Source organism: Flavobacterium urocaniciphilum (assembly GCF_900110615.1).
GTDB lineage: Bacteria > Bacteroidota > Bacteroidia > Flavobacteriales > Flavobacteriaceae > Flavobacterium > Flavobacterium urocaniciphilum.
Genome location: NZ_FOEI01000001.1, coordinates 612460 through 633424 on the forward strand (window position 1 = coordinate 612460; position 20965 = coordinate 633424).

General features: G+C 28.2%; 25 protein-coding genes. 11 read left to right on the forward strand and 14 right to left on the reverse strand.

The genetic code is table 11. The annotated features are described in order from the left end of the window. Positions 1–27 precede the first annotated feature (27 nt). On the forward strand, positions 28–765 hold the full coding sequence (gene kdsB / locus BMY86_RS02810; protein WP_091464862.1) for a 3-deoxy-manno-octulosonate cytidylyltransferase: 738 nt from the start codon (positions 28–30) through the stop codon (positions 763–765). Here the strand turns inward: kdsB and BMY86_RS02815 are convergent. The 6 genes from BMY86_RS02815 to BMY86_RS02840 all read right to left on the reverse strand — a co-directional run bounded on the left by BMY86_RS02815 (position 749) and on the right by BMY86_RS02840 (position 4668). Next, positions 749–1309 carry a DUF6642 family protein gene (locus tag BMY86_RS02815; protein WP_091464865.1) on the reverse strand — a complete coding sequence of 187 codons (561 nt, stop codon included), beginning with the start codon at positions 1307–1309 and terminating at the stop codon, positions 749–751. The genes kdsB and BMY86_RS02815 overlap by 17 nt on opposite strands. Positions 1310–1312: 3 nt before the next feature. Continuing rightward, the gene (locus BMY86_RS02820; protein WP_091464867.1) at positions 1313–2278 is read right to left on the reverse strand and encodes a YitT family protein; all 966 of its coding nucleotides are present in this window, start codon (positions 2276–2278) and stop codon (positions 1313–1315) included. 19 nt (positions 2279–2297) lie between these two features. Beyond that, complete coding sequence (locus BMY86_RS02825; protein ID WP_143065582.1) at positions 2298–2750, reverse strand: hypothetical protein; 453 nt, start codon at positions 2748–2750, stop codon at positions 2298–2300. Positions 2751–2830: 80 nt separating this feature from the next. Next, complete coding sequence (locus BMY86_RS02830; RefSeq protein ID WP_091464872.1) at positions 2831–3202, reverse strand: hypothetical protein; 372 nt, start codon at positions 3200–3202, stop codon at positions 2831–2833. A 69-nt stretch (positions 3203–3271) separates the two neighbouring features. Beyond that, positions 3272–3988, reverse strand: coding sequence for a potassium channel family protein (locus BMY86_RS02835; RefSeq protein ID WP_091464874.1), 717 nt, complete (start codon positions 3986–3988; stop codon positions 3272–3274). Between the two features lie 11 nt (positions 3989–3999). Then, a complete protein-coding gene (locus BMY86_RS02840) occupies positions 4000–4668 on the reverse strand; it encodes a spermidine synthase (protein WP_091465596.1) in 669 nt (222 codons plus the stop codon). A gap of 58 nt (positions 4669–4726) precedes the next feature. On the opposite strand from BMY86_RS02840, the gene BMY86_RS02845 reads away from it, so the two are divergent. Both BMY86_RS02845 and BMY86_RS02850 read left to right on the forward strand, forming a co-directional pair. After that, the gene (locus BMY86_RS02845) at positions 4727–5275 is read left to right on the forward strand and encodes a 1-acyl-sn-glycerol-3-phosphate acyltransferase (protein ID WP_091464877.1); all 549 of its coding nucleotides are present in this window, start codon (positions 4727–4729) and stop codon (positions 5273–5275) included. A 63-nt stretch (positions 5276–5338) separates the two neighbouring features. Next, positions 5339–6349: a hypothetical protein gene (locus tag BMY86_RS02850; RefSeq protein WP_091464879.1), complete on the forward strand. Its 1011-nt coding sequence runs from the start codon at positions 5339–5341 to the stop codon at positions 6347–6349. Positions 6350–6392: 43 nt separating this feature from the next. On the opposite strand, the gene BMY86_RS02855 is transcribed toward BMY86_RS02850, so the two are convergent. After that, positions 6393–6929 (reverse strand): helix-turn-helix domain-containing protein, encoded by a 537-nt coding sequence (locus tag BMY86_RS02855; RefSeq protein ID WP_091464881.1) that lies wholly within the window; start codon positions 6927–6929, stop codon positions 6393–6395. Between the two features lie 277 nt (positions 6930–7206). On the opposite strand from BMY86_RS02855, the gene BMY86_RS02860 reads away from it, so the two are divergent. The 3 genes from BMY86_RS02860 to BMY86_RS02870 are packed head-to-tail and all read left to right on the forward strand — an operon-like array spanning position 7207 to position 9402. After that, a complete protein-coding gene (locus BMY86_RS02860; RefSeq protein ID WP_177177110.1) occupies positions 7207–8319 on the forward strand; it encodes a M14 family metallopeptidase in 1113 nt (370 codons plus the stop codon). Between the two features lie 49 nt (positions 8320–8368). Next, entirely contained in the window at positions 8369–8848 is a 480-nt protein-coding gene (locus BMY86_RS02865) for an Lrp/AsnC family transcriptional regulator (protein WP_091464886.1), read from the forward strand. A gap of 44 nt (positions 8849–8892) precedes the next feature. Beyond that, positions 8893–9402 (forward strand): DinB family protein, encoded by a 510-nt coding sequence (locus tag BMY86_RS02870; RefSeq protein WP_091464889.1) that lies wholly within the window; start codon positions 8893–8895, stop codon positions 9400–9402. 38 nt (positions 9403–9440) lie between these two features. On the opposite strand, the gene BMY86_RS02875 is transcribed toward BMY86_RS02870, so the two are convergent. The 4 genes from BMY86_RS02875 to aroB form a co-directional block, all read right to left on the reverse strand. Further along, positions 9441–9827, reverse strand: a complete 387-nt coding sequence (locus tag BMY86_RS02875) for a DNA primase (RefSeq protein ID WP_091464891.1) — start codon at positions 9825–9827, stop codon at positions 9441–9443. Between the two features lie 85 nt (positions 9828–9912). Beyond that, a complete protein-coding gene (locus BMY86_RS02880; RefSeq protein ID WP_091464895.1) occupies positions 9913–10887 on the reverse strand; it encodes a deoxyhypusine synthase family protein in 975 nt (324 codons plus the stop codon). 4 nt (positions 10888–10891) lie between these two features. After that, a complete protein-coding gene (locus tag BMY86_RS02885; RefSeq protein WP_091464897.1) occupies positions 10892–12301 on the reverse strand; it encodes a type III PLP-dependent enzyme domain-containing protein in 1410 nt (469 codons plus the stop codon). A 96-nt stretch (positions 12302–12397) separates the two neighbouring features. Then, a complete protein-coding gene (aroB, locus tag BMY86_RS02890) occupies positions 12398–13468 on the reverse strand; it encodes a 3-dehydroquinate synthase (RefSeq protein WP_091464900.1) in 1071 nt (356 codons plus the stop codon). Between the two features lie 97 nt (positions 13469–13565). On the opposite strand from aroB, the gene BMY86_RS02895 reads away from it, so the two are divergent. From BMY86_RS02895 to BMY86_RS02910, 4 genes are all read left to right on the forward strand, one after another. Next, entirely contained in the window at positions 13566–14735 is a 1170-nt protein-coding gene (locus BMY86_RS02895) for a proline dehydrogenase family protein (protein WP_091464902.1), read from the forward strand. 57 nt (positions 14736–14792) lie between these two features. Then, positions 14793–15629, forward strand: coding sequence for a T9SS type A sorting domain-containing protein (locus tag BMY86_RS02900; protein ID WP_091464903.1), 837 nt, complete (start codon positions 14793–14795; stop codon positions 15627–15629). A 129-nt stretch (positions 15630–15758) separates the two neighbouring features. After that, positions 15759–16112: a hypothetical protein gene (locus tag BMY86_RS02905; protein WP_091464904.1), complete on the forward strand. Its 354-nt coding sequence runs from the start codon at positions 15759–15761 to the stop codon at positions 16110–16112. Next, positions 16043–16819, forward strand: coding sequence for a T9SS type A sorting domain-containing protein (locus BMY86_RS02910; RefSeq protein ID WP_091464905.1), 777 nt, complete (start codon positions 16043–16045; stop codon positions 16817–16819). Before BMY86_RS02905 ends, BMY86_RS02910 begins: the two co-directional genes overlap by 70 nt. A gap of 48 nt (positions 16820–16867) precedes the next feature. Here BMY86_RS02910 and BMY86_RS02915 read toward each other — a convergent pair whose 3' ends face one another. Beyond that, entirely contained in the window at positions 16868–17278 is a 411-nt protein-coding gene (locus BMY86_RS02915) for a thiol-disulfide oxidoreductase DCC family protein (protein ID WP_091464906.1), read from the reverse strand. A gap of 43 nt (positions 17279–17321) precedes the next feature. Further along, a complete protein-coding gene (locus BMY86_RS02920) occupies positions 17322–19487 on the reverse strand; it encodes an endonuclease MutS2 (RefSeq protein ID WP_091464907.1) in 2166 nt (721 codons plus the stop codon). Between the two features lie 66 nt (positions 19488–19553). Here BMY86_RS02920 and ung point away from each other — a divergent pair, with 66 nt between their 5' ends. Beyond that, positions 19554–20225 (forward strand): uracil-DNA glycosylase, encoded by a 672-nt coding sequence (ung, locus tag BMY86_RS02925; protein ID WP_091464908.1) that lies wholly within the window; start codon positions 19554–19556, stop codon positions 20223–20225. On the opposite strand, the gene BMY86_RS02930 is transcribed toward ung, so the two are convergent. After that, positions 20197–20925, reverse strand: a complete 729-nt coding sequence (locus BMY86_RS02930; RefSeq protein ID WP_245745588.1) for a transglutaminase — start codon at positions 20923–20925, stop codon at positions 20197–20199. The genes ung and BMY86_RS02930 overlap by 29 nt on opposite strands. Positions 20926–20965 lie beyond the last annotated feature (40 nt).

Consider the following 20965-nt stretch of genomic DNA (forward strand, 5'->3'; position numbering starts at 1 on the left):
AAATCATAAATCATTAACTCATTGAAAATGAAAATTATTGCTGTCATTCCTGCGCGTTATGCATCTACACGATTTCCTGCTAAACTAATGCAAGATTTAGGTGGAAAAACGGTTATTTTAAGAACGTATGAAGCTGCTGTAGCAACCAATTTATTTGATGATGTTTTTGTAGTTACCGATTCGGATTTGATTTTTAATGAAATAATTTCGAATAATGGAAAAGCGATTATGAGTATCAAAGAACACGAAAGTGGGAGCGATCGTATTGCAGAAGCAGTAGAAAATATTGATGCGGATATAGTAATAAATGTACAAGGTGATGAGCCTTTTATCAATAAAGAACCTTTAGAACAAATTATAGAGGCTTTCAAACAAGATGTAGAAAAGAAAATTGATTTAGCTTCGTTAATGTTTGAAATTAAAGATAAAACAGATATTGAAAATCCGAATAATGTAAAAGTAATTACTGATCAACAAGGATTTGCCTTGTATTTTTCTCGTTCTGTAATTCCTTATCCACGTGAAGAAAATGTAGGTGTACGATACATGAAACACATTGGAATTTACGCTTTTAGAAAACAAGCTTTAATTGATTTTTATCGTTTACCAATGCTTTCTTTAGAAGCTTCAGAAAAATTAGAACAATTACGTTATTTAGAATACGGAAAACGTATCAAAATGATAGAAACTTCTCATGGAAGTATCGGAATTGACACAAAAGAAGATTTAGAAAAAGCAAGGTTGATTATTAGTAATACAATCTAAAATCTAACAGTTTACATAATTCGTATTTTTTTTGAAAAAGGGTTTCAACTACTTCAGTAATATCATCATCTTCTTGGTATAATTGAAAAAAGAGTTGATCTAAAGGATAACTTTTCAAATTATTAAATTTTGCGCCATAACCTGAAATGGCTTTAGCACCAGTTACATCAAGAAAAAACTGTGCTTCATCTTGCGTTAAATCAAGTATTTTAGTATTCGCAAAATGAATAATTTTTCCTTTCATTTTTCCTTCAAAAAGTTCGGCAATTTCATCCAGACTATAGAAAAAATCATGAATGCAAATGTTGTTATTTTCACCTTGCATTACTAAATATATGATTTCATAGTTCTTAAAATTATGATCGTCATAAAGAAGCGTATTTAAACTTTCTTCCAATCCTTCTATAGTATCGCAAGTCTTATAAATATTTGAAATTCCGTTATTTAAAGCAGCATTTACCAGATGTTTTTCAACTTCAGTAGTATCTAAAATTTCAACATCTGGAACTGCTTCTAAACAGAAAATAAATTGATCATTTTCCATATTTTAATGTAATGGACGTTTTTTAATCATACCGCCTCGAGTATCTTTTACACTATTCATCACGACAAAAGCTGATGGAGAAATTTTATCAATTTCTGTCATTAATTTATTCAATTCTAATCGAGTAATAACAGTATAAACAATATCTGTTTCTTTAGTTTCACCGCTTTTGCCATAACCTTTTCTTCCACTATAAACTGTAACACCTCGACCCATTTGATTGATAATCATTTTTCTAATTTCTTCATTATGAGAGGAAACAATCGTTACACCAATATATTCTTCAATACCTTCAACTATAAAATCTAAAGTTTTAGATGCTGCTAAATAAGTTATCATAGAGTATAAAGCGATTTCAATACTTAAAAAATAAGCGGCAGTTCCGAAAATGATTACGTTAATAATGATGATAATATCACCAATAGTGGCTCCAAATTTTCGACTCAAATAAATGGCCAAAACTTCGGTTCCATCTATTACTGCGCCACCTCTAATGGCAAATCCAATTCCAGCACCTAAGAAAAAACCACCAAAAACAGCTACTAATAAATTATCATTAGTAATATTTGGAAAAGTTAATGTTGCTAAAGCAAGAGATAATCCGCCAATGGCAAAGGCTGTTTTTATGGCAAATTGTCGGCCAATAACATTGAAACCTAAGAATACAAAAGGTAAATTAACACAAATGATCAATATGTATAAGGGAACTTTTGTAAGCGAAGCTACAAGTAATGAAATACCTGTAGCACCGCCATCAATAAAATGATTCGTTAATAAAAAAGCTTTAAATCCGAATGCAGCTGATAATATTCCTAAAATAATAAAAAAAACATCTTTTATATTATGTTTTATAGTAACTTTTAGTTTTCTATAAGCTTTTGCAGTAATATAATTCGACGTGTTTTTTAAATCTGATTTATTAGTGTAATGGATTAATTTTAATAGTATATTTTTCCAAAATAAATTCATTCTATAGCTTATAAAGTAATTATGTTGTGATTTTTAATAGTTTATGCCACTTTTGAATTAGTTCCAATTCGTTGATAATAATTCTGCTTACTTTGATATTGAAAAACTCTAAAACGATTGTAGGTTTATCGGCGAATTTTAATTCTAATTCTAGTTTTTCAATAGCTTTATGATTGCTTACAGTTTTTTCAATAGAACAACTGTGCAAGTCAGAAATATTTACTGATATAAATTTATCAAATTCATCTGAACTTTTAGAAAAAAATAGCATTTTATTTTTATTGTCAATACCAATTATCGATTGATTCCAAATATCTTTTTCATGAATAACTGCATTGTTTTGATTAGCGATTTTTTCTAAATTTAAAAATCTGATTTTACGTTTTTTATTATTCTTTAAACTATATAATAGGAATGGTAATACGCACACAACAAATAATGTTATGGCAATACTTATAAATGAAAAGTCCATGTTTATTTTTATTTTAATTAATTGTACATTTTGAGATTAGTAAAAAAATCTCCGATTTGTGTTTTAAAATGCAACAATAATTACCAAAAATAATGAAAGGGAAAAATGATATCCGTTGGCGAAAAACCAATAGAAATAAGGTTATAAGTATAATGATTTTTAGCTAAAACCGATTTGTTCTCGCTTTTCTTTGAAATCGGTTTTAAGATTTGAATACCGAAAAATGATTTTGCAATTTTAGTTTTTGCAAATGAAAAAGTAATAGAATAATTTCTGCTTAAATTATCACTTAAAAGGGTAGGAGAATCAACAGTATGTAATTCTTTTGTATCAGAATTATCCTGATGAGAATAATATTCAGTTTTTGTAATTAACTGTTTTTCATTACCATATGACCAGTAACTAATTACAGAACATAAAACTATAAATATTATTTGAATCGATTTTCTCATTTTGTCAAAAGTAAGTCTAATCGTCTTAATTAACTAATGAGGTTACGTTTTTTAGGATAATTTTAATATTTATAATTCACTTTCATGATCAAAGTATCCTTTGCTTTTTACTTTCGATGAAAAGAAATTTAAAAATAAAACTAAGAATGATAAAAAGAACATAGCCTGAATACTTACTAATACTTTTGCAAAAAGTGTAACCGGATAATAATCTCCATATCCAATTGAATTGGAAGTGATTATACTAAAATATATTGAATCAAACCAATGAACAAAGGGCTTATTCATGTTGTCGCCTAAAGTATAAAATACCGCAAAAGCACATACTATTTCCAAATAATTTAAGAATAAAAGCATCATTGATCGCTTATAAGAACGTGGTCTTGATAGCATATCTGAAGCAAATATTAAAGTAGGAATATATAATACAGTTTCAAAAAGTAAATATGTCATTATTATTATAAGCAAGTTCTGTTCTTGCCAATGATTTTTTAAAATTAATATTGGGAATAATAATTTTAAAAGTATATAAAGATCCATCGAAATATCTTGATATTCAAAATTCCTTTTTGAAGTAAAATATTTAATATAAATTCCAGGAAATAAAAGTTGAGAAATAGATAAAAACAATCTGAAAATCTTTTCAATACCATTATCATCTTGATGGTCATTATTCCAAATTGCTCTTATATTTAAAATTCTTTTTTGAATCGGATTGATATGTAATCTAGGTTTATCTTTTGAGGTAATTTTACCTAGTAGTAGTTTTTTAACAAATCTTTTCATAATTCTAAAGTTTACTTTTTAACACTATGAATGATAATTAAATCATTAAATCGTTCTACGTTTTTGATTACTTTCATCACATATTCATTTTCTTCAAAGTGATTAAAATAATTTTCGGAAATGATCTTTTTTTGAATTTTAGAATCCATTATGTTGAATAAAATATATCCCTTTTTTTGAAGTAAATTTTTAGTATTGTGAATGAAATCATTTTCAAATAAAAAAGCAGGCATCACTTTATCATTGAAAATATCAATAATAATTAAATCGTATTTATTGGGAGTTTCTTCTACAAAATTTTGAGCATCGTCAATTACACATTCAAAATTTTGAAATGTATTCAGATTAAAATATTTATTCGCAATATCAATAACATGTTGGTCTAATTCTACACCAGTAATTTTATTAGAAAAGTTAAAATCATTGACCAAAGTTTTAACAACACTTCCACCAGCAACGCCTAAAATTAAGATATGCTTCATTTCAGAAATATTATTTTTTCCAATTTCTAATAGTCCTTTTTTTAAAACAGTTTGTAAACTTCCGTATGAATAATTGGTATTTTTAGTGTTTAAAAGATATTTTCCATTGTATAATGTAACTTCTAAAGTTTCACTTATACTTGACTTTTCTTTATATAAAGTAATCGGGTAGAGGTAACTAAGTATTTTTTTCAGCATAATCATAAGAAACTATGTAAATATAAATTAAATTTGCCGACTTTAATAACTATTTTAAATGAAACGAATTCTTTATCGCTTTATATTTTTTAAATTAATGGGTTGGAAAGTTGAAGGAACTTTTGATGAAAGCATAAAAAAATGTGTAATCATTGTAATTCCTCATACTAGTTGGCACGATTTTTTTATTGGGATTTTTTTTCGAGGAACTTTTCCATTAGAAATTAATTTTTTAGCGAAAAAAGAATTATTCAAATTTCCTTTAGGCATCTATTTAAAATGGGTTGGAGGAACAGCTTTAAACAGACAAAAAACGGAAAATAAAGTAGATACTATTTCTAAGATTTTCGAAACGAAAGATGTATTTCGTTTAGCGCTATCTCCTGAAGGAACTAGAAAGAAAGTTTCTGAACTAAAATCAGGTTATTATTATATTGCACAAAAAGCAAATGTGCCAATTATTCCTATTGCCTTTGATTATGAACATAAAAAAGTAATCATTTTCAATACTTTCAATATTACCAATGATTATGAAAAAGATTCAAAATATCTAGAATCGTTATTTAAAAATATCAAAGGAAAAGTTCCAGAAAATAGTTTTAATTAAAATTTTTAAAACCATAATTAAAAGTATTACGTATATGAAACAATAACGTAAAAACTTTTAAATATGAAAACATTCTTTTATTCAATTACAGCTGTAACAGCTTTATTGTTAACATCGTGTTCAGATAATGACGATATGTCGATGTCGGTTAGTAATCCAGAGTTAAAACTAGTAACTACAAGTAATACAACTGGAAAAGTATCTTATGTGAATCTATTGGAAAGTATGCCAACTGCCAAAACTTTAACAATTGGAAGTTTAGATTCTGATGGTGCCTATTTTAATAGTGAAACGGATGAGTTAATTGTAGCTTCTAGAACAAATAATAAATTAGAATTGTATTCAGGATTAAACGGCTCGATTTTAAATAATGTCGATAATTTAATGTTGAAATTTTCAAGTAATTCTGATTTCAATAATCCGAGAGAAATTGCTGTTTCAGGAGATAAAGTTATTGTAACACAAGATCAAAATACTGCAAATGGTAATGTAAGTAAACTATTGGTTTACCAAAAAACAACAACTGGATTTAATTTATTAAATACGTACACAGTAAATTTTAAAGCGTGGGGAATTCATATTGAGGGTACTACTTTATATGCAATTGCTGATTCTACAAGTGATTTATTGTCATTTGATAATTTCTTTTCAAATGCTGATGGTAGTATTTTGCCAACAAAAAGAGTTACAATTGAAGGTTTAGTAAGAACTCACGGTATTACTTATTCTGCAATGGATAATAGAATGATTTTAACCGATGTTGGAAGTGCTACAGTAGATTCTGATGGTGGTATTATCGTTATCAATAATTTTTCAAGTGTTTTTGGAAGTACTACAAATATGGGAACAATTGCTATGACTAATCAAGTTCGAATTTACGGTCCAAACTCAACGTTAGGAAATCCATTAGATGTTGCTTTCGATTATGTAACAGATAAAATTTATATCGCAGAAAGATTAAATGGTGGAGGTAAAGTGTTAACTTTTGCTTTACCAACTGCAACTGGAGATGCTACACCAACTAATAGCAGATTGGAAGCTGGAGTTTCTTCTGTTTATTTAGTTAGAAAATAGGGTTACGTTTTAAAGTTAGTTTTTATTAAAATCCCAATTTGAATTATTTCGAATTGGGATTTTTTTGTTTATACGAACTAAATGTTCCATTAGTATAAAAAATCACAATTTTTTCAATTTCCAATTGATCACTATTTGTGTCAAAATTTGTAGTCGTCAAAACTTCCGTATTTGAAAAATTTTTAAAATCATTTTCATTTACGCGATTTTTTTCAATTTCAATTTTTTCATGAATAGGAGTAGAAAATAAATCTGCTTGTAAATTTGTAAATGAATTTTCATTTGAATCAGCAATTTTCTCTTCAGTTTCCAATTTAATTTCAGTTGATGAAATTGTTTGAATTGGATTTTCACTTTTTGGAAATTTACCTGTTCCATTTAAAATCCATATCAAATCTACTTCAGGAAATGTTTCTATTAATTTCATGATAAAATCTAAACTCGGTTTATTTCTTCCTGAAAGTAGGTGAGAAATGCTAGAGCGCTGAACGTTAATTTTATCGGCAAAAGAAGAAGCCGTTAAACCATAATAGTCGAAAATGATTTCTAATCGTTTTACAAATTCATCAATATTTAGCATTAGAAAATAGTATTAAAATTGTTGTTTACAAATGTAATAAATTTTTAGTTCACAAATAAATTTACAAATGTTAAATGATAATTAAACAAGCAATAAAGTATTAACTACAAATTTAAATAATAAGATGTAACTAATTGGAAAATAAGTATTTAAAATATATTAATTAACACTATTTACAATTGTCAATTTCAATAAAATTCTAATGTTTACAATTGTTTACAAAGGAATTAAAACGATAGTTTACAAATGTAAAATCAAATATATTTACATTTGTAATATGATAGACAATTTACAATTAGCAACTCAATATTTATATAAAGATATTACTGGTCGATATGTAACAATGGAATATGTTGATACATTTCTAAACAGTTTAAATTCTAATTTTAAAATCTCAGAAATTGGATTTTCAATTCAGAATAGAGTTATTAAATCGATTCAATTCGGACACGGAACAACTAAAATTTTGATGTGGTCTCAAATGCACGGAAACGAGTCGACGACTACAAAAGGATTACTTGATTATTTAAATTATTTAAATAACGATGTAAAAGAATTTGAAAACATATCTAAAAACTTCACCTTTTATATCATTCCAATTTTAAATCCAGATGGTGCGATTCTTTATACAAGAGAGAATGCTGATGGAGTAGATTTGAATAGAGATGCTTTTAATTGTACACAGCCAGAAAGTAAAGTATTAAGAACAATATTAGAAGAATTTAATCCGGATTTTTGTTTTAATCTACACGATCAACGTACCATTTTTGGATTGTTAGAGTCAAAAAAACCGGCAACTATGTCGTTTTTAACAGCTGCTTATGATGAAAATAGAGATTTTAATGAAGTTCGTAAAATTGCGGCTAATGTAATAGTAGGGATAAATGAAGAATTGCAAAAATTCATTCCTAATCAGGTAGGTCGTTTTGATGATTCGTTTAATGTGAATTGTACAGGAGATTATTTCACTCAAAAAGGTTATCCAACCATTTTATTTGAAGCTGGGCATTTTGATACTGATTATCAGAGAGATAATGTAAGAAAATATGTTTTTATTTCTTTAAAATCAGCAATTTACACTATTTTAAATTTAACTTCTGAAACTGATGAAATTCAAAATTATTTGAACATTTATCAAAATAATAAATGTTTTTTTGATTTTATTTTCAAAAATGTGAAAATTATTGATAATAATGTAGAAAAAATAACTAAATTTGCAGTTCAATATAAAGAAGTGTTATCTGGAAACAAAATTGAGTTTAAACCAGAAATTATTCAAATAGAAAATTTAGAACAAATCTTTTCGCATCATACTATTGATTTTCACAACAAATTATATGAATATGATGGTAGAAACTTCCCTGTAATTGGAGACATTGTTCAGGTTTAATTAAATTTTTAACCGATAACATAAATCAAAAAAATATAAAAAAAAATTTATGAGTAAGTTTAGGTTAGATGAAGTGGATCATCAGATTTTAGACATGTTAATTGACAATACTAGAATTCCATTTACAGACATTGCAAAAAAATTATTAATTTCTGCAGGAACTGTACATGTAAGAGTTAAAAAAATGGAGGATGCTGGAATTATTCAAGGTTCTTCGTTAACTTTAGATTATGAAAAGTTGGGTTATTCTTTTATTGCATACGTTGGTATATTTTTACAAAGTACTTCTCAAACAAAATTTGTTTTAGAAAGAATTAATGAAATTCCATTTGTTACTGTAGCTTCTGTAACAACAGGTAAATTTAATATTTTCTGTAAAATTAGAGCAAAAGATACTGCACATGCTAAAGATGTAATTTTTAAAATTGACGACATCGATGGTGTATACAGAACAGAAACAATGATTTCTTTAGATGAAAGCATCAACGATAAAAAACGTTTAATGCATACAATTTTTAAAGAATTATAATATAATTAGGCTTTCAATTTGAGAGCCTTTTTTTTTAATAGATTATGAAAAATATTGAAAGAAGTGAGTATTCTGATTATTTTGAATATTATATCAATTTAAATCCGAATGATACAATTATTGAAGGATTAGAAAATCAATTAAAAGCAACAACTGATTTTTTTAAAAACATCCCATCTGAAAAATTAGAATATCAATACGAAGTAGGGAAGTGGACGCCTAAAGATATCTTACAACATCTTATCGATACGGAAAGAGTTTTTTCTTATCGCGCATTACGATTTGCAAGATTTGATGAAACTCCGTTATCAGGTTATGAAGAAAATGATTTTGCAGCCAGTGCAAATGCAAATTTAAGAAGTATTGAAGAACTTATTGAAGAATATGTTATTGCTAGAAAATCTACTATATTATTATTTAAAAGTTTTAGTGATATTATGTTAGAAAGTGTTGGAGTAGCAAGTGGTGCGAGTAATTCCGTAAGAGCAATTGGTTATGTTATAACAGGTCATGACATTCATCATATAAATGTTATAAAGGAAAGATATTTGTAATAAAAAAGCCTGTTTATTAAAACAGGCTTTTTTTATGATTAATCTTCGTCGTCTTCGTCTGAATCATCTGAACTTGAGCTTTCGCCGTCTTCATCTTCATCGTCTAATTCGATTTTTTCTTCTTTTTCATCTTCATCGTCATCAGCATTGTCGATTTCTAACTCTTTTAAAGCATCTAATCCTTCTTCTGGAGTATCGAAATCTTCATCTTCGTCGAAGTTTTCAATTCTATCTGCTAATTTCGTACTTACTTTAACTAAATAAATGGTGTCTTCAGTTCTTACTTCAACCGCTTCAACTGTTTCGTTTTTAGCGTTTTTAAAGCGAATAATATCTGAATCATCATATCCATCAGGAAACTTCTCCACTAATAAGTTTAGAATTTCATTTGTTAACTTTGCGTACTCTACAATTATTCTTTTCATTTGTTGTGCCTTATTCTATTTCTTTTGTCAAATGTAATATTGAAATTTTAAATTTTAAATTTTTTTAAAATATTTTTTTTACTTATTACCAACCTAAGATATATGCGAAAATTAATGGAGCTACAATTGTAGCGTCAGATTCTACAATAAATTTAGGTGTAGTAATATCTAATTTGCCCCAAGTAATTTTTTCATTTGGAACAGCTCCAGAATACGATCCGTAACTTGTTGTTGAATCGGAAATCTGACAGAAATAGGCCCAAAAAGGAACATCATGCATTTCCATATCTTGATATAGCATTGGTACAACACAAATTGGGAAATCTCCAGCGATACCACCACCAATTTGGAAGAAACCAATTCCTTTTCCAGCACAATTGTCTTTATACCAATCTGCTAACCACATCATGTATTCAATTCCACTTTTCATTGTTGTAGCTTTGAATTGACCTTTAATACAGTAAGAAGCAAAAATATTACCCATTGTACTATCTTCCCATCCTGGAACTACAATTGGTAAATTCTTTTCAGCTGCAGCAACCATCCAAGAATCTTTAGGATCAATTTCATAATATTGTTCTAACACTCCAGAATTGATCATTTGGTACATAAATTCATGTGGAAAATATCTTTCTCCTTTAGAATCAGCATTGTTCCAAATATCAAATAAATGTTGTTGTAATCTTCTAAAAGCTTCTTCTTCAGGAATACAAGTATCTGTAACACGATTGTAATGGTTTTCCAATAAATCCCATTCTTCTTGTGGAGATAAATCTCTGTAATTTGGTACTCTTTTGTATGAATTATGAGCCACTAAGTTCATAATATCTTCTTCTAAATTGGCACCCGTACAAGAAATGATGTGAATTTTATCTTGACGAATCATTTCAGCTAATGATTTTCCTAATTCAGCAGTACTCATCGCACCTGCTAAAGTAACCATCATTTTACCGTTATCTAATAAATGTTCTTCGTATCCTTTTGCAGCGTCTACTAAAGCAGCTGCATTAAAATGTAAATAATGTTTCTCTACAAACTGACTTATTGGTCCTTTACTCATTGTATTATTTATTTTCGTTTTTTGTATATCCTAAAATCTCTAGTACTTGTTCGGCATTTTGCTGTTCAGAAAAAACTTCTGTTGCAAAAATTCCGTTTTTGTCTTTATCAATTAAAATGTGTTTTGGTTGTGGTAAAATGCAGTGACTTAATCCTCCAAAACCACCAATTGTTTCTTGATATGCTCCTGTATTGAAAAATCCAATATATAATGGTTTTTCTTTATTGTATTTTGGTAAATAAACAGCATTCATGTGTTGTTCAGAGTTGTAATAATCGTCTCCATCACAGGTTAATCCACCTAATAATACACGTTCATAAGTATCATTCCATCTATTTACAGCCATCATTACAAAACGTTTGTTGATAGCCCAAGTGTCTGGTAATGTTGTGATAAATGAAGAGTCAATCATGTTCCAATTTTCTCTATCATTTTGTTTCTTTTGATATAAAACTTGGTATAAAGCTCCACCTGATTCTCCAACTGTAAATGATCCGAATTCAGTAAAAATGTGCGGAACATCTACTTCAGCTTCGTCACAAGCAATTTTAATTTGATTTAAAATTTCATCAACCATGTATTGGTAATCATAATCAAAGGCTAATGAATTTTTAATAGGGAAACCACCTCCAATATTTAAACTGTCTAAAGTTGGACATTCCTTTTTTAAAGCAATGTAAACTTTCATACATTTTAATAACTCATTCCAATAATAAGCGGTATCACGAATACCAGCATTAATAAAGAAGTGAAGCATTTTTAATTCCACTTTTTTATTTTCTGCGATTTGTTTTCTATAAAAAGGAACGATGTCTTTATATCCAATTCCTAAACGAGAAGTATAAAACTCGAATTTAGGTTCTTCTTCGGCAGCAATTCTAATTCCGATTTTAAATTTACCTTCAATTTGTTCTTGAAGTAGATCTAACTCTTCATAATTATCAATTACTGGAATAGTGTTTTTGTGTCCGTTATTAATTAAACGAGCAATATTTGTAATGTATTGATCGCGTTTAAAACCGTTACAAACAACAAATGAATTTTTATTGATTTTTCCTTTCTCCATTAAATTTTCAACAATGTTAATGTCGAAAGCAGAAGAAGTTTCAATATGAATGTTGTTTTTTAAAGCTTCATTTAAAATGAATTCAAAATGCGAACTTTTGGTACAATAGCAATAAAAATACTTAGCTTCATAGCCATGTTTTTCCATTGAATTTCTAAACCACATTTTGGCTTTGTTGATATTTTCTGAAATTTTAGGTAAATATGTAAATTTCAGTGGAGTACCGTATTGTTCAACCAGCTTCATTAAATCAATTCCGTGAAATTGTAAATTATCTTTGTTTAAAGTAAATTCTTCCTGCGGAAAATAGAAAGTCTGATTAATAAGATCGGAATATTTTGTATTCATTTAAATAAAAATAGGTTTAATTGAAAAAATTAGTACAAAAACGATTAGCAAAAGTAAAAATAATATTGCTAAAAATGTAAGTAATTTTAAAAAATATTAAATATGAGAATAATCTTCGAAAGCCAACAAAATCAGAGAGTTATCTACAGTTTGGTTGATTTTAATTTCTCCTATTTTATTTAGTAAAGCAAATTGCACTTTTCCAAACTCATTTTTTTTGTCGAAAATCAACAAATCAAGGATGTTTTTTATGTCGTTTTCAGTGAATTCAATCTTTTCAAAAATGTCGGTTATGATGTATTTAATTTCAGCGTATTCTTCTTTTGAAATTAAATTCAAACTTAAAGATAAATGACTTTCTAAAATCATTCCAACAGCAATTGCTTCACCATGAAGTAATGTTTTTTTGTCTTCAGATTCTAAAAAATAACTTTCAATTGCATGTCCTAAAGTATGTCCGAAATTTAAAGCTTTTCTGATTCCGTTTTCGGTTAAATCTTGGGAAACGATAGTGTTTTTTATTTCAATAGATTCTTTAATTAAAGTATCTAAATCATTTGTGCTTAAATTGTTTAAGTTTTTTAATTTATCCCAATACTTTTTATCGTAAATTAATCCGTGTTTTAACATTTCTGCTAAGCCAGAACGCATTTCATTTGCTGGTAATGTTTCTAGAAACTTAGTTAAAATTAAAACCGATTTTGGTTCTGAAATCACTCCAATTTGATTTTTTAAATTCCCTAAGTCGACACCGTTTTTTCCACCAATTGATGCATCAACCATAGCCAATAAAGTGGTTGGGATATTAATAAAATCTATTCCTCTTTTAAAAGTGCTTGCCACAAATCCGCCTAAATCGGTAATTACACCACCACCAATATTTAATACAATACTTTTTCTATCACCGCCAAAATCAATCATAGTGTGCCAAAGGTCTAAACATGTATAAATGTTTTTACTTTCTTCACCAACTTCAATTTCAATAATTTCGATTTCAACTTCTGTTGCTAAATTCGATAGAATATAAGGCAAGCAATTTTCATTAGTGTTTTCGTCAACTAAAATAAAAATTTTAGAATAGCTTTCTTTTTTAAGTTGATTTTCAAGATATGAAAAACAATCTTCATTAAAATATATAGAATAAGTATTTGCTTGTATTGGAGTCATCGGTTTTTGTGAATTTCTTGCAAAATAAATTAAAAAATATGAGAAAACATTACATCAATAAGTATATTTGCATTCCTAAAATTTGCATTCATTAAATATGGAAAAAATATTCAACAACACAGAAAACGCATTTTCGTTAAAATCAAACACTGAATTAAATAGAGCTCATTTTTTATTTAAAATGATTGGAAATCCTACATTAGTTAAAATGGGGACTAGTTTGACAAATTTTGCATTACAATTACATTTACCAGTTGAAAGCATTATTAGAAAGACAGTTTTCGATCATTTTTGTGGAGGTGTAAATGAACAAGATTGTTTGAAAGTTGTAGAAAAAATGTACACTAAAGGTGTGTCTTCTGTATTGGATTATTCGGTTGAGGGTAAAGAAGAAGAAGAGCAATTTGATGCTTGTTTAAAAATGACTTTAAAAACGATCGATTTTGCAAAAGAAAATAAAGCGATTCCTTTTGCAGTTTTCAAGCCAACCGGATTGGGAAGAATTGATTTATATGAAAAAGTTGGTGCAAAATTACCATTGAGTTCTAGTGAGCAAAATGAATGGAATAGAGTAGTGGCTCGTTTTGAACAAATTTGTCAATATGCATTTGATCAAGATGTGCAAATTTTAATTGATGGTGAAGAAACTTGGATGCAAGATGCTGCTGATGATTTAGTTGAAAAAATGATGGAAAAATTCAACAAAGAAAAAGCGTTGATTTTTAATACATTACAATTGTATCGTTGGGATAGAGTTGACTATTTAAAAGAATTGCATAAAAGAGCACAAATAAAAGGATATCATATAGGAATGAAATTGGTTCGAGGAGCTTACATGGAAAAAGAAGCGAAACGAGCTGAAGAAAAAGGAACTAAAAATCCAATATGCATTAATAAACAAGCTACTGATGATAATTTCAATGCTGGTTTGTCGTATATGTTAGACCATATTAATGAAATGGCTGTTTTTGCAGGAACTCATAATGAAGAAAGTTCTTATTTATTAATGAATTTAATGGAGCAAAAAGGCATTTCTAAAAACGATAATCGAATTTGGTTCGGACAATTATATGGTATGAGTGATAATATTAGCTATAACTTAGCAGCTCATGGTTATAATGTTGCTAAATACTTGCCTTTCGGTCCTGTTAGGGACGTTATGCCATACTTAATTAGAAGAGCACAAGAAAACACTTCAGTGGCTGGACAAACAGGAAGGGAATTATCTTTGTTAATTGCAGAAAGAAATAGAAGAAAAGTAAAATAAATTTATTTTTATAACATTTTTTATTACATTTGTGAGATTAATTATAAATAAATAAATATGAGAAAATTATTACTTTTATCTGGAATGTTATTATCTATGAATTCATTCGGTCAAATATTGTCTGAAACATTTGAAGGAGGAACTTTCCCACCAACTGGTTGGGCGATTGACAATCAAGTTGCTGGTGGTTTTTGGAAACCAACTTCTGGTCTTTCAGCAGCTTTACAAGGTGACTTTTTAATTGCTGGTTCAAATTCAGCTTTTATGAATTATATTACTGCTGCTAATACGGCTAATTTAATATCTCCGTCATTTAGTTTACAAAATTATACTTCAGCTACTTTTACTTTTAAAGCTGTTGTTGGATGGAGTTATATGATAGATGGTGATTTTGGAGATTTGTTCGCAAAAGTTTCTACTGATGGTGGAACAACATGGACTCAAGTTTGGGTTGAAGAAGATTCTTCAGAATTTGTTGATGATGGTGACAATGATCCAAATACTGATTTGTACAATAGTTCAATAGCTAACGTTTCAATTAATATGGCTCCATATTTAGGACAATCTAACGTTAAAATTAAATTTGAATATGTTGGTGAAGATGCTGATAGTGTTTCTGTTGATAATATTTTAGTTTCTGGAGTTTTATCTTCTGATTCATTTACTTTATCTGGTGTTAAAATGTATCCAAATCCAGTAAAAGATATGTTGAACATTGTTTCTGAAAAAGAAGAATTAACTAAAGTTACTATCACTGATTTAAATGGAAGAATCGTTAAAGAAGTAACTAATAATTTATCTCAAATTTCAGTTCAAGATTTATCTAAAGGTATTTATATGGTAACAATTGAATCTGCAACTGCTAAAAAAGTTGAGAAATTAATTGTAGAATAATTTAGTAAAATTTAGAATACTATAAGCCTCAATTTATTGAGGCTTTTTTTTTAACAATTTTATAATAATTAGTATTTTTTTTTTTGTTAATTTTGTAATTATCAAATAAAAAACTTAAACACTTTAATTATGATGAAAAAACTACTTATGATTGCTTTTGTGTCTCCAATTTTCACATTTGCTCAAAGTTTACAAGCTGATCAATTTACAACATTAACTCCTGGAAATATCAGTACTACTATTACTGGAACTCCTGCTGGTCAAGATAATTGGTTTACTTTTGCAAGTAATGGTGCTGCTCCAACTACATCTACAAATGCTGCTGTTACAAATTTTCAAGCTACTGCAACTGGAAATCCAGCTAATGGAATTGTAATTACTGGTCCAAATGGAGATAAAGGTTCACGTTACATGTGGAAGATGGATTACCAACTACTTGGGCTACAAGAACTGTTGGTAATAATATTATTGAAGTTGAAGTAGATATTAACACAGGTGTAGCTTCTACAAGTAGAAATACTTTTGGAGTTTATATCTTTGATGGAACTGGTTCTAAAGTATTAGTTGGGTTTTCTGTTAGAGCAGCAACAAAAGAAATTTTCTTAACATGTTATTCTACACCAACTGGAAATCCAGTTGGAAACTATACTTATAATTTAGCAGCTGCTCCTGGAATTCAATTACCAGAAAATGCTTGGTCTAGAATTGGTATTTCTTTTAATACTGTTACTGGAAGAGCAATGATTAAAGGGCCTGGTATTGATCCTGCAGGTTTATTCCTTGATGGAAGTGCGCCAGGAACTGATCCAGGTGAAGTAGATATGGTTTCGTTTTCTGGACATGCTACAGCGACTCCAAATACTACAAGTGCTGCAATGACGTTTGATAATTTAGTAGTTAGAGCTACTGCTACAGATTCATTATTAGGAACTTCTGATTTTAATACTTTACCATCTTCTGTTTCAAATGTATATCCAAATCCAGTAGTTGATTATGCTTCAATTAGTATTGTTGATGCTCAAATTAACGCTATTACAGTAATGGATATCAATGGAAGAGTTGTTAAGCAAGGAAATTCAAACGAAATTCAAAATGCAAAAATTGATTTATCTGATTTAAATGCAGGTATCTATTTAATGACAATTGATACTGATAAAGGAATTTCAACTGAGAAAATCGTTAAGAACTAATTTTAGTTTTATATAATAAAAAATCCCAATCGAAAAATTGGGATTTTTTTATACAATAAATTTTCTTTTAATTTCTTCCGTTGGAATCATACAACTCTCTTTTTTACCATACCAATTGTATCTGTTTTTAGCAATAATATCATAAAAGATATTTTTAATACTTGTCGGAATAAAATTAAATAACAACAATACTTTAGCTGAAGAAGATAAGTGTTTTATTATTTTAAATACGGCTTCGGATTTTATATAATAGGCAAAACCTGGTTCGTATAAAATGATACTATCAATAGTTTTGTTTATTCCTAAATAGTTAATGATTTCTTGTCCTTTTTCACTTTGTAGTGGTACAAATCTGAAAATATCTTGCTTGTCATTTTTTATGATGTAATTAATTTTGTTATTACAATAATTGCAAACACCATCAAAAAGTATGATTTTTTTATCTTTTGGTAATTCCATTTTAATTTAATTAAATCGTAAATCTATATTCGTAATTCTTAAATTAAACCGGTTGTACGTACTCTAATTCATCAAGATTCACTTTTGACATGAACAATCCGTAATTAACAGAAACTTTATTTTTCTCAATTTTTTCTATTGTTCCAATTGCTTTTCCGTCTTTCATTCGGACTCTGTCGCCAACTTTTAAAATTACAGCAGGTTGTATAGTTTCAAGTTTAGCTTTAATTTTCTTTTCTTTTTTCTCGATACGAATTTCTTCTACCTTAATTTTAACTTCTTCAATTACTTGTTTTTGAACAACTTCTTGTTTCTTTTTCTCTTTTGCAGAAATTTTCTTTCTTTTCGAATTTTCAATTTCTACCATTTTTAGAAATTCACCAATTAAAGATTTCTTATCCTTATTGTTAAAGTATTTTTCTGATATATCATCAATCTTTTGACCCATGTATATCAATCGCTGATTGGCATCGTATAATTCTTGATAACGTTCTAATTTATCTTGAATTTTACTATTAATACTCTCCATTTTTTTGCTTTCTTCACGCGCTTTGGTTTCTTCTTCTTTTAATGTTAAAGAAGTTTTTTCCATTTTTGAACGCTCTTTTTGTAAGGTGGCAATGGTTTTATCAAATCGGACTTTTGTATTTTCAATTTTCTTTTTCGCACGATTAATCAATCCATAAGGAATGCCATTTTTCTGTGCGACTTCAAACGTAAAGGAACTTCCAGGTTGACCTAAATGCAATTTGTACATTGGTTCTAGCGATTTTTCATCGAATAACATATTGGCATTACTGGCAAATGGTAATTCGTTCGCTAATATTTTTAAATTCGTATAATGTGTAGTAATAATTCCGTAAGCTTCACGATTATAGAATTCTTCTAAAAAGGTTTCTGCTAAAGCTCCTCCTAATTCAGGATCAGAACCCGTTCCAAATTCATCAATTAAGAAAAGTGTTTTATCGTTACATTTTTTCAAGAAATAATTCATATTTTTTAAACGATAACTATACGTACTTAAATGATTTTCAATAGATTGATTATCGCCAATATCAGTTAGAATTCGATCAAATAAAAAGGTTTCACTTCTTTCATGAACCGGAATTAACATACCAGATTGTAGCATTAATTGCAACAAACCGATTGTTTTTAACGAAATGGTTTTTCCTCCAGCATTCGGACCAGAAATTACAATAATTCGGTTATTGTTTTCTAATTCAATTGTTTGTGGATAGGTTGGCTTATTTTCTGTTTTGTTATTTAATAAAAGAATAGGATGAAAGGCTTCTCTAAAAAACAATCGTTTTTCTTCATTTATTTTAGGAAGTATTCCGTTAATTCTATTAGCGTATTTTGCTTTTGCCGCAATTACATCAATATCGGATAGAAAATCTTGATATTCAGATAATAAAGAAGTGTATGGTCGTAAATTAGCTGATAATCTTCTTAATATTTTAATGATTTCTTCTCGTTCTTCAAATTCTAAATTGTTTAATTCTCGAGAATACTTCAAAGTTGTTTCTGGTTCGATATAGGCAATACTTCCAGTTTTTGAATTTCCTAAAATTGAACCTTTGACTTTCTTACGATACATAGCTTGAACCGCTAAAACTCTACGATTATCAACTACTGTTTCTTTAATATCATCTAAATAACCTAAAGAATTGTAATGTGTTAAAGCCATTCCAAAACTCTGATTGATTTTACCGCGAACTAAATTGATGTTTCTTCTGATTTCTACTAAATCTGGAGATGCATCATTCTTAATTTCACCATATTTATCTACAATTTCTTCAATAGATTTATTGATAAAATTAGTAAATTCTAATTCAGCAGATTTTTTATAAAGTTCTGGATAATAGGTTGCAAATTTTTTAAGAAACTTTAAATAATCATTTGCAGTTAAACTTAAATCATGAATTTTCTTAATCGCAATTAATTCTAAAAAACTATCTTCAATAGCTAAAAGTTTTAAATCGGAAGTAACCGTTTCAAATCCATGATTGGGTAAAGCGTTGTTATTCGTAAACGAAGAAACATATTCATTCGTATAAGCTAATTCTGAAAATAAGATTTCTTTATTTTTAATTGGCTGAATTTGAAGTGCTTTTTCTGTTCCGATTTCAGTATTACAGTTAGCTGAAATGGTTTCCAAAATGGTATTAAATTCTAAATCTTTTAAAGTCTTTTCGGTTATTGAAATCATAATTTTATTAAAATCTACACAAAAATACAAAGATTAAAAGTTTTTATATTTGTAAAAATTATAAATATGATTGATTCTGCTGTAAATTCTTCTTGGCAACCTTTTTTCGAACAAGAGAAAAGTAAAAAATATTATGCTGAACTGATGCTATCAGTAGAAGAGGAATATCAAAACTTTATATGTTTTCCGCCAAAAGATTTAATTTTTAGCGCATTTAATAAGTGTGCGTTAAATGATATAAAAGTTGTAATCATTGGTCAAGATCCCTATCATGGAGAAGGTGAGGCAAATGGGTTGTGTTTTTCTGTAAATGATGGTGTTAAAATTCCACCTTCTTTAAAAAATATTTTTGCTGAAATTAATACTGATTTCGATTCTATATTTCTGCCAACTAATGGAAATTTAGAACGTTGGGCAGAACAAGGTGTGTTACTTTTAAATGCTAGTTTAACGGTTAGAAAAGACGAAGCGAATAGTCATAAACACTTAAAGTGGAACTTATTTACAGATAGTTTAATTAGTTATATTTCAGATAATTGTAAAAATATAATATTTTTATTATGGGGAAGTTTTGCTCAAAAAAAAGGTTCAAAAATTAACAGAGAAAAACACTTCGTTTTAGAAGCTGGACATCCATCACCGTTAAGTGCTAATAGAGGATTTTGGTTTGGAAACAAACACTTTAGTCAAGCAAACGACTATCTAAAATCTATTGGAAAAAAGCCGATTGATTGGTAGGCTCTTGAAGATTTAAAACACTTAAAACTTCTTCACCTAAAAATGGTCCGCCAGGATAACGAGCAGTATAATCTAAATTCAACCAAATTTTTCCTTTTTCATCTCTGTGGAAATAAATGGTTTTGTTTTTAGATTCTTCTGGAAATAATTCTTTGTTAATTAAATAGATTGCCGTTTCTAAATCTTTGTCATTACCAATTAAAAGTTCTGGATACATGTGTCTTCCAGTATGTATTAATCGCATACTTCCGCCAATTGATTTTATGGCTGCACACATCAAAATGGCATGATCATCGCAATCTCCAGAAAAATAAAGTAAACTTTCGCTTCCACTTGCAAAATATTCTTGTCCTTTTGGATCATTTACGTAGTTCCAACGTTTGTTTATTTCTTTAAAAACTGCAAAATATTGAATAAATTTTCTATTAATTGCGTAATTTGGAGTTTTTGTAAAGTGTTTATTTACGGCGTATAGAGCGAAATTTCGAACTTTAGGATTAATAAAATCTACACTTTCATAAACTAAATCTTTATTCGGAAATGGTTTTAATGTTTTTTGCTCTAAAACAGCTTCTTCTTTTTGCATTTGTTCGCTAAAAAAAATGACTTTATAAGCATTTATAACTTGAAACAAATTATAATTTCCTTCAATTGTAGCGATGATAAAAATTAAAATATATGTTATAATTGAATAAATCAATTTTGTTCTGAATTTCTTCAAAAACAGAAAAAAAACTCCG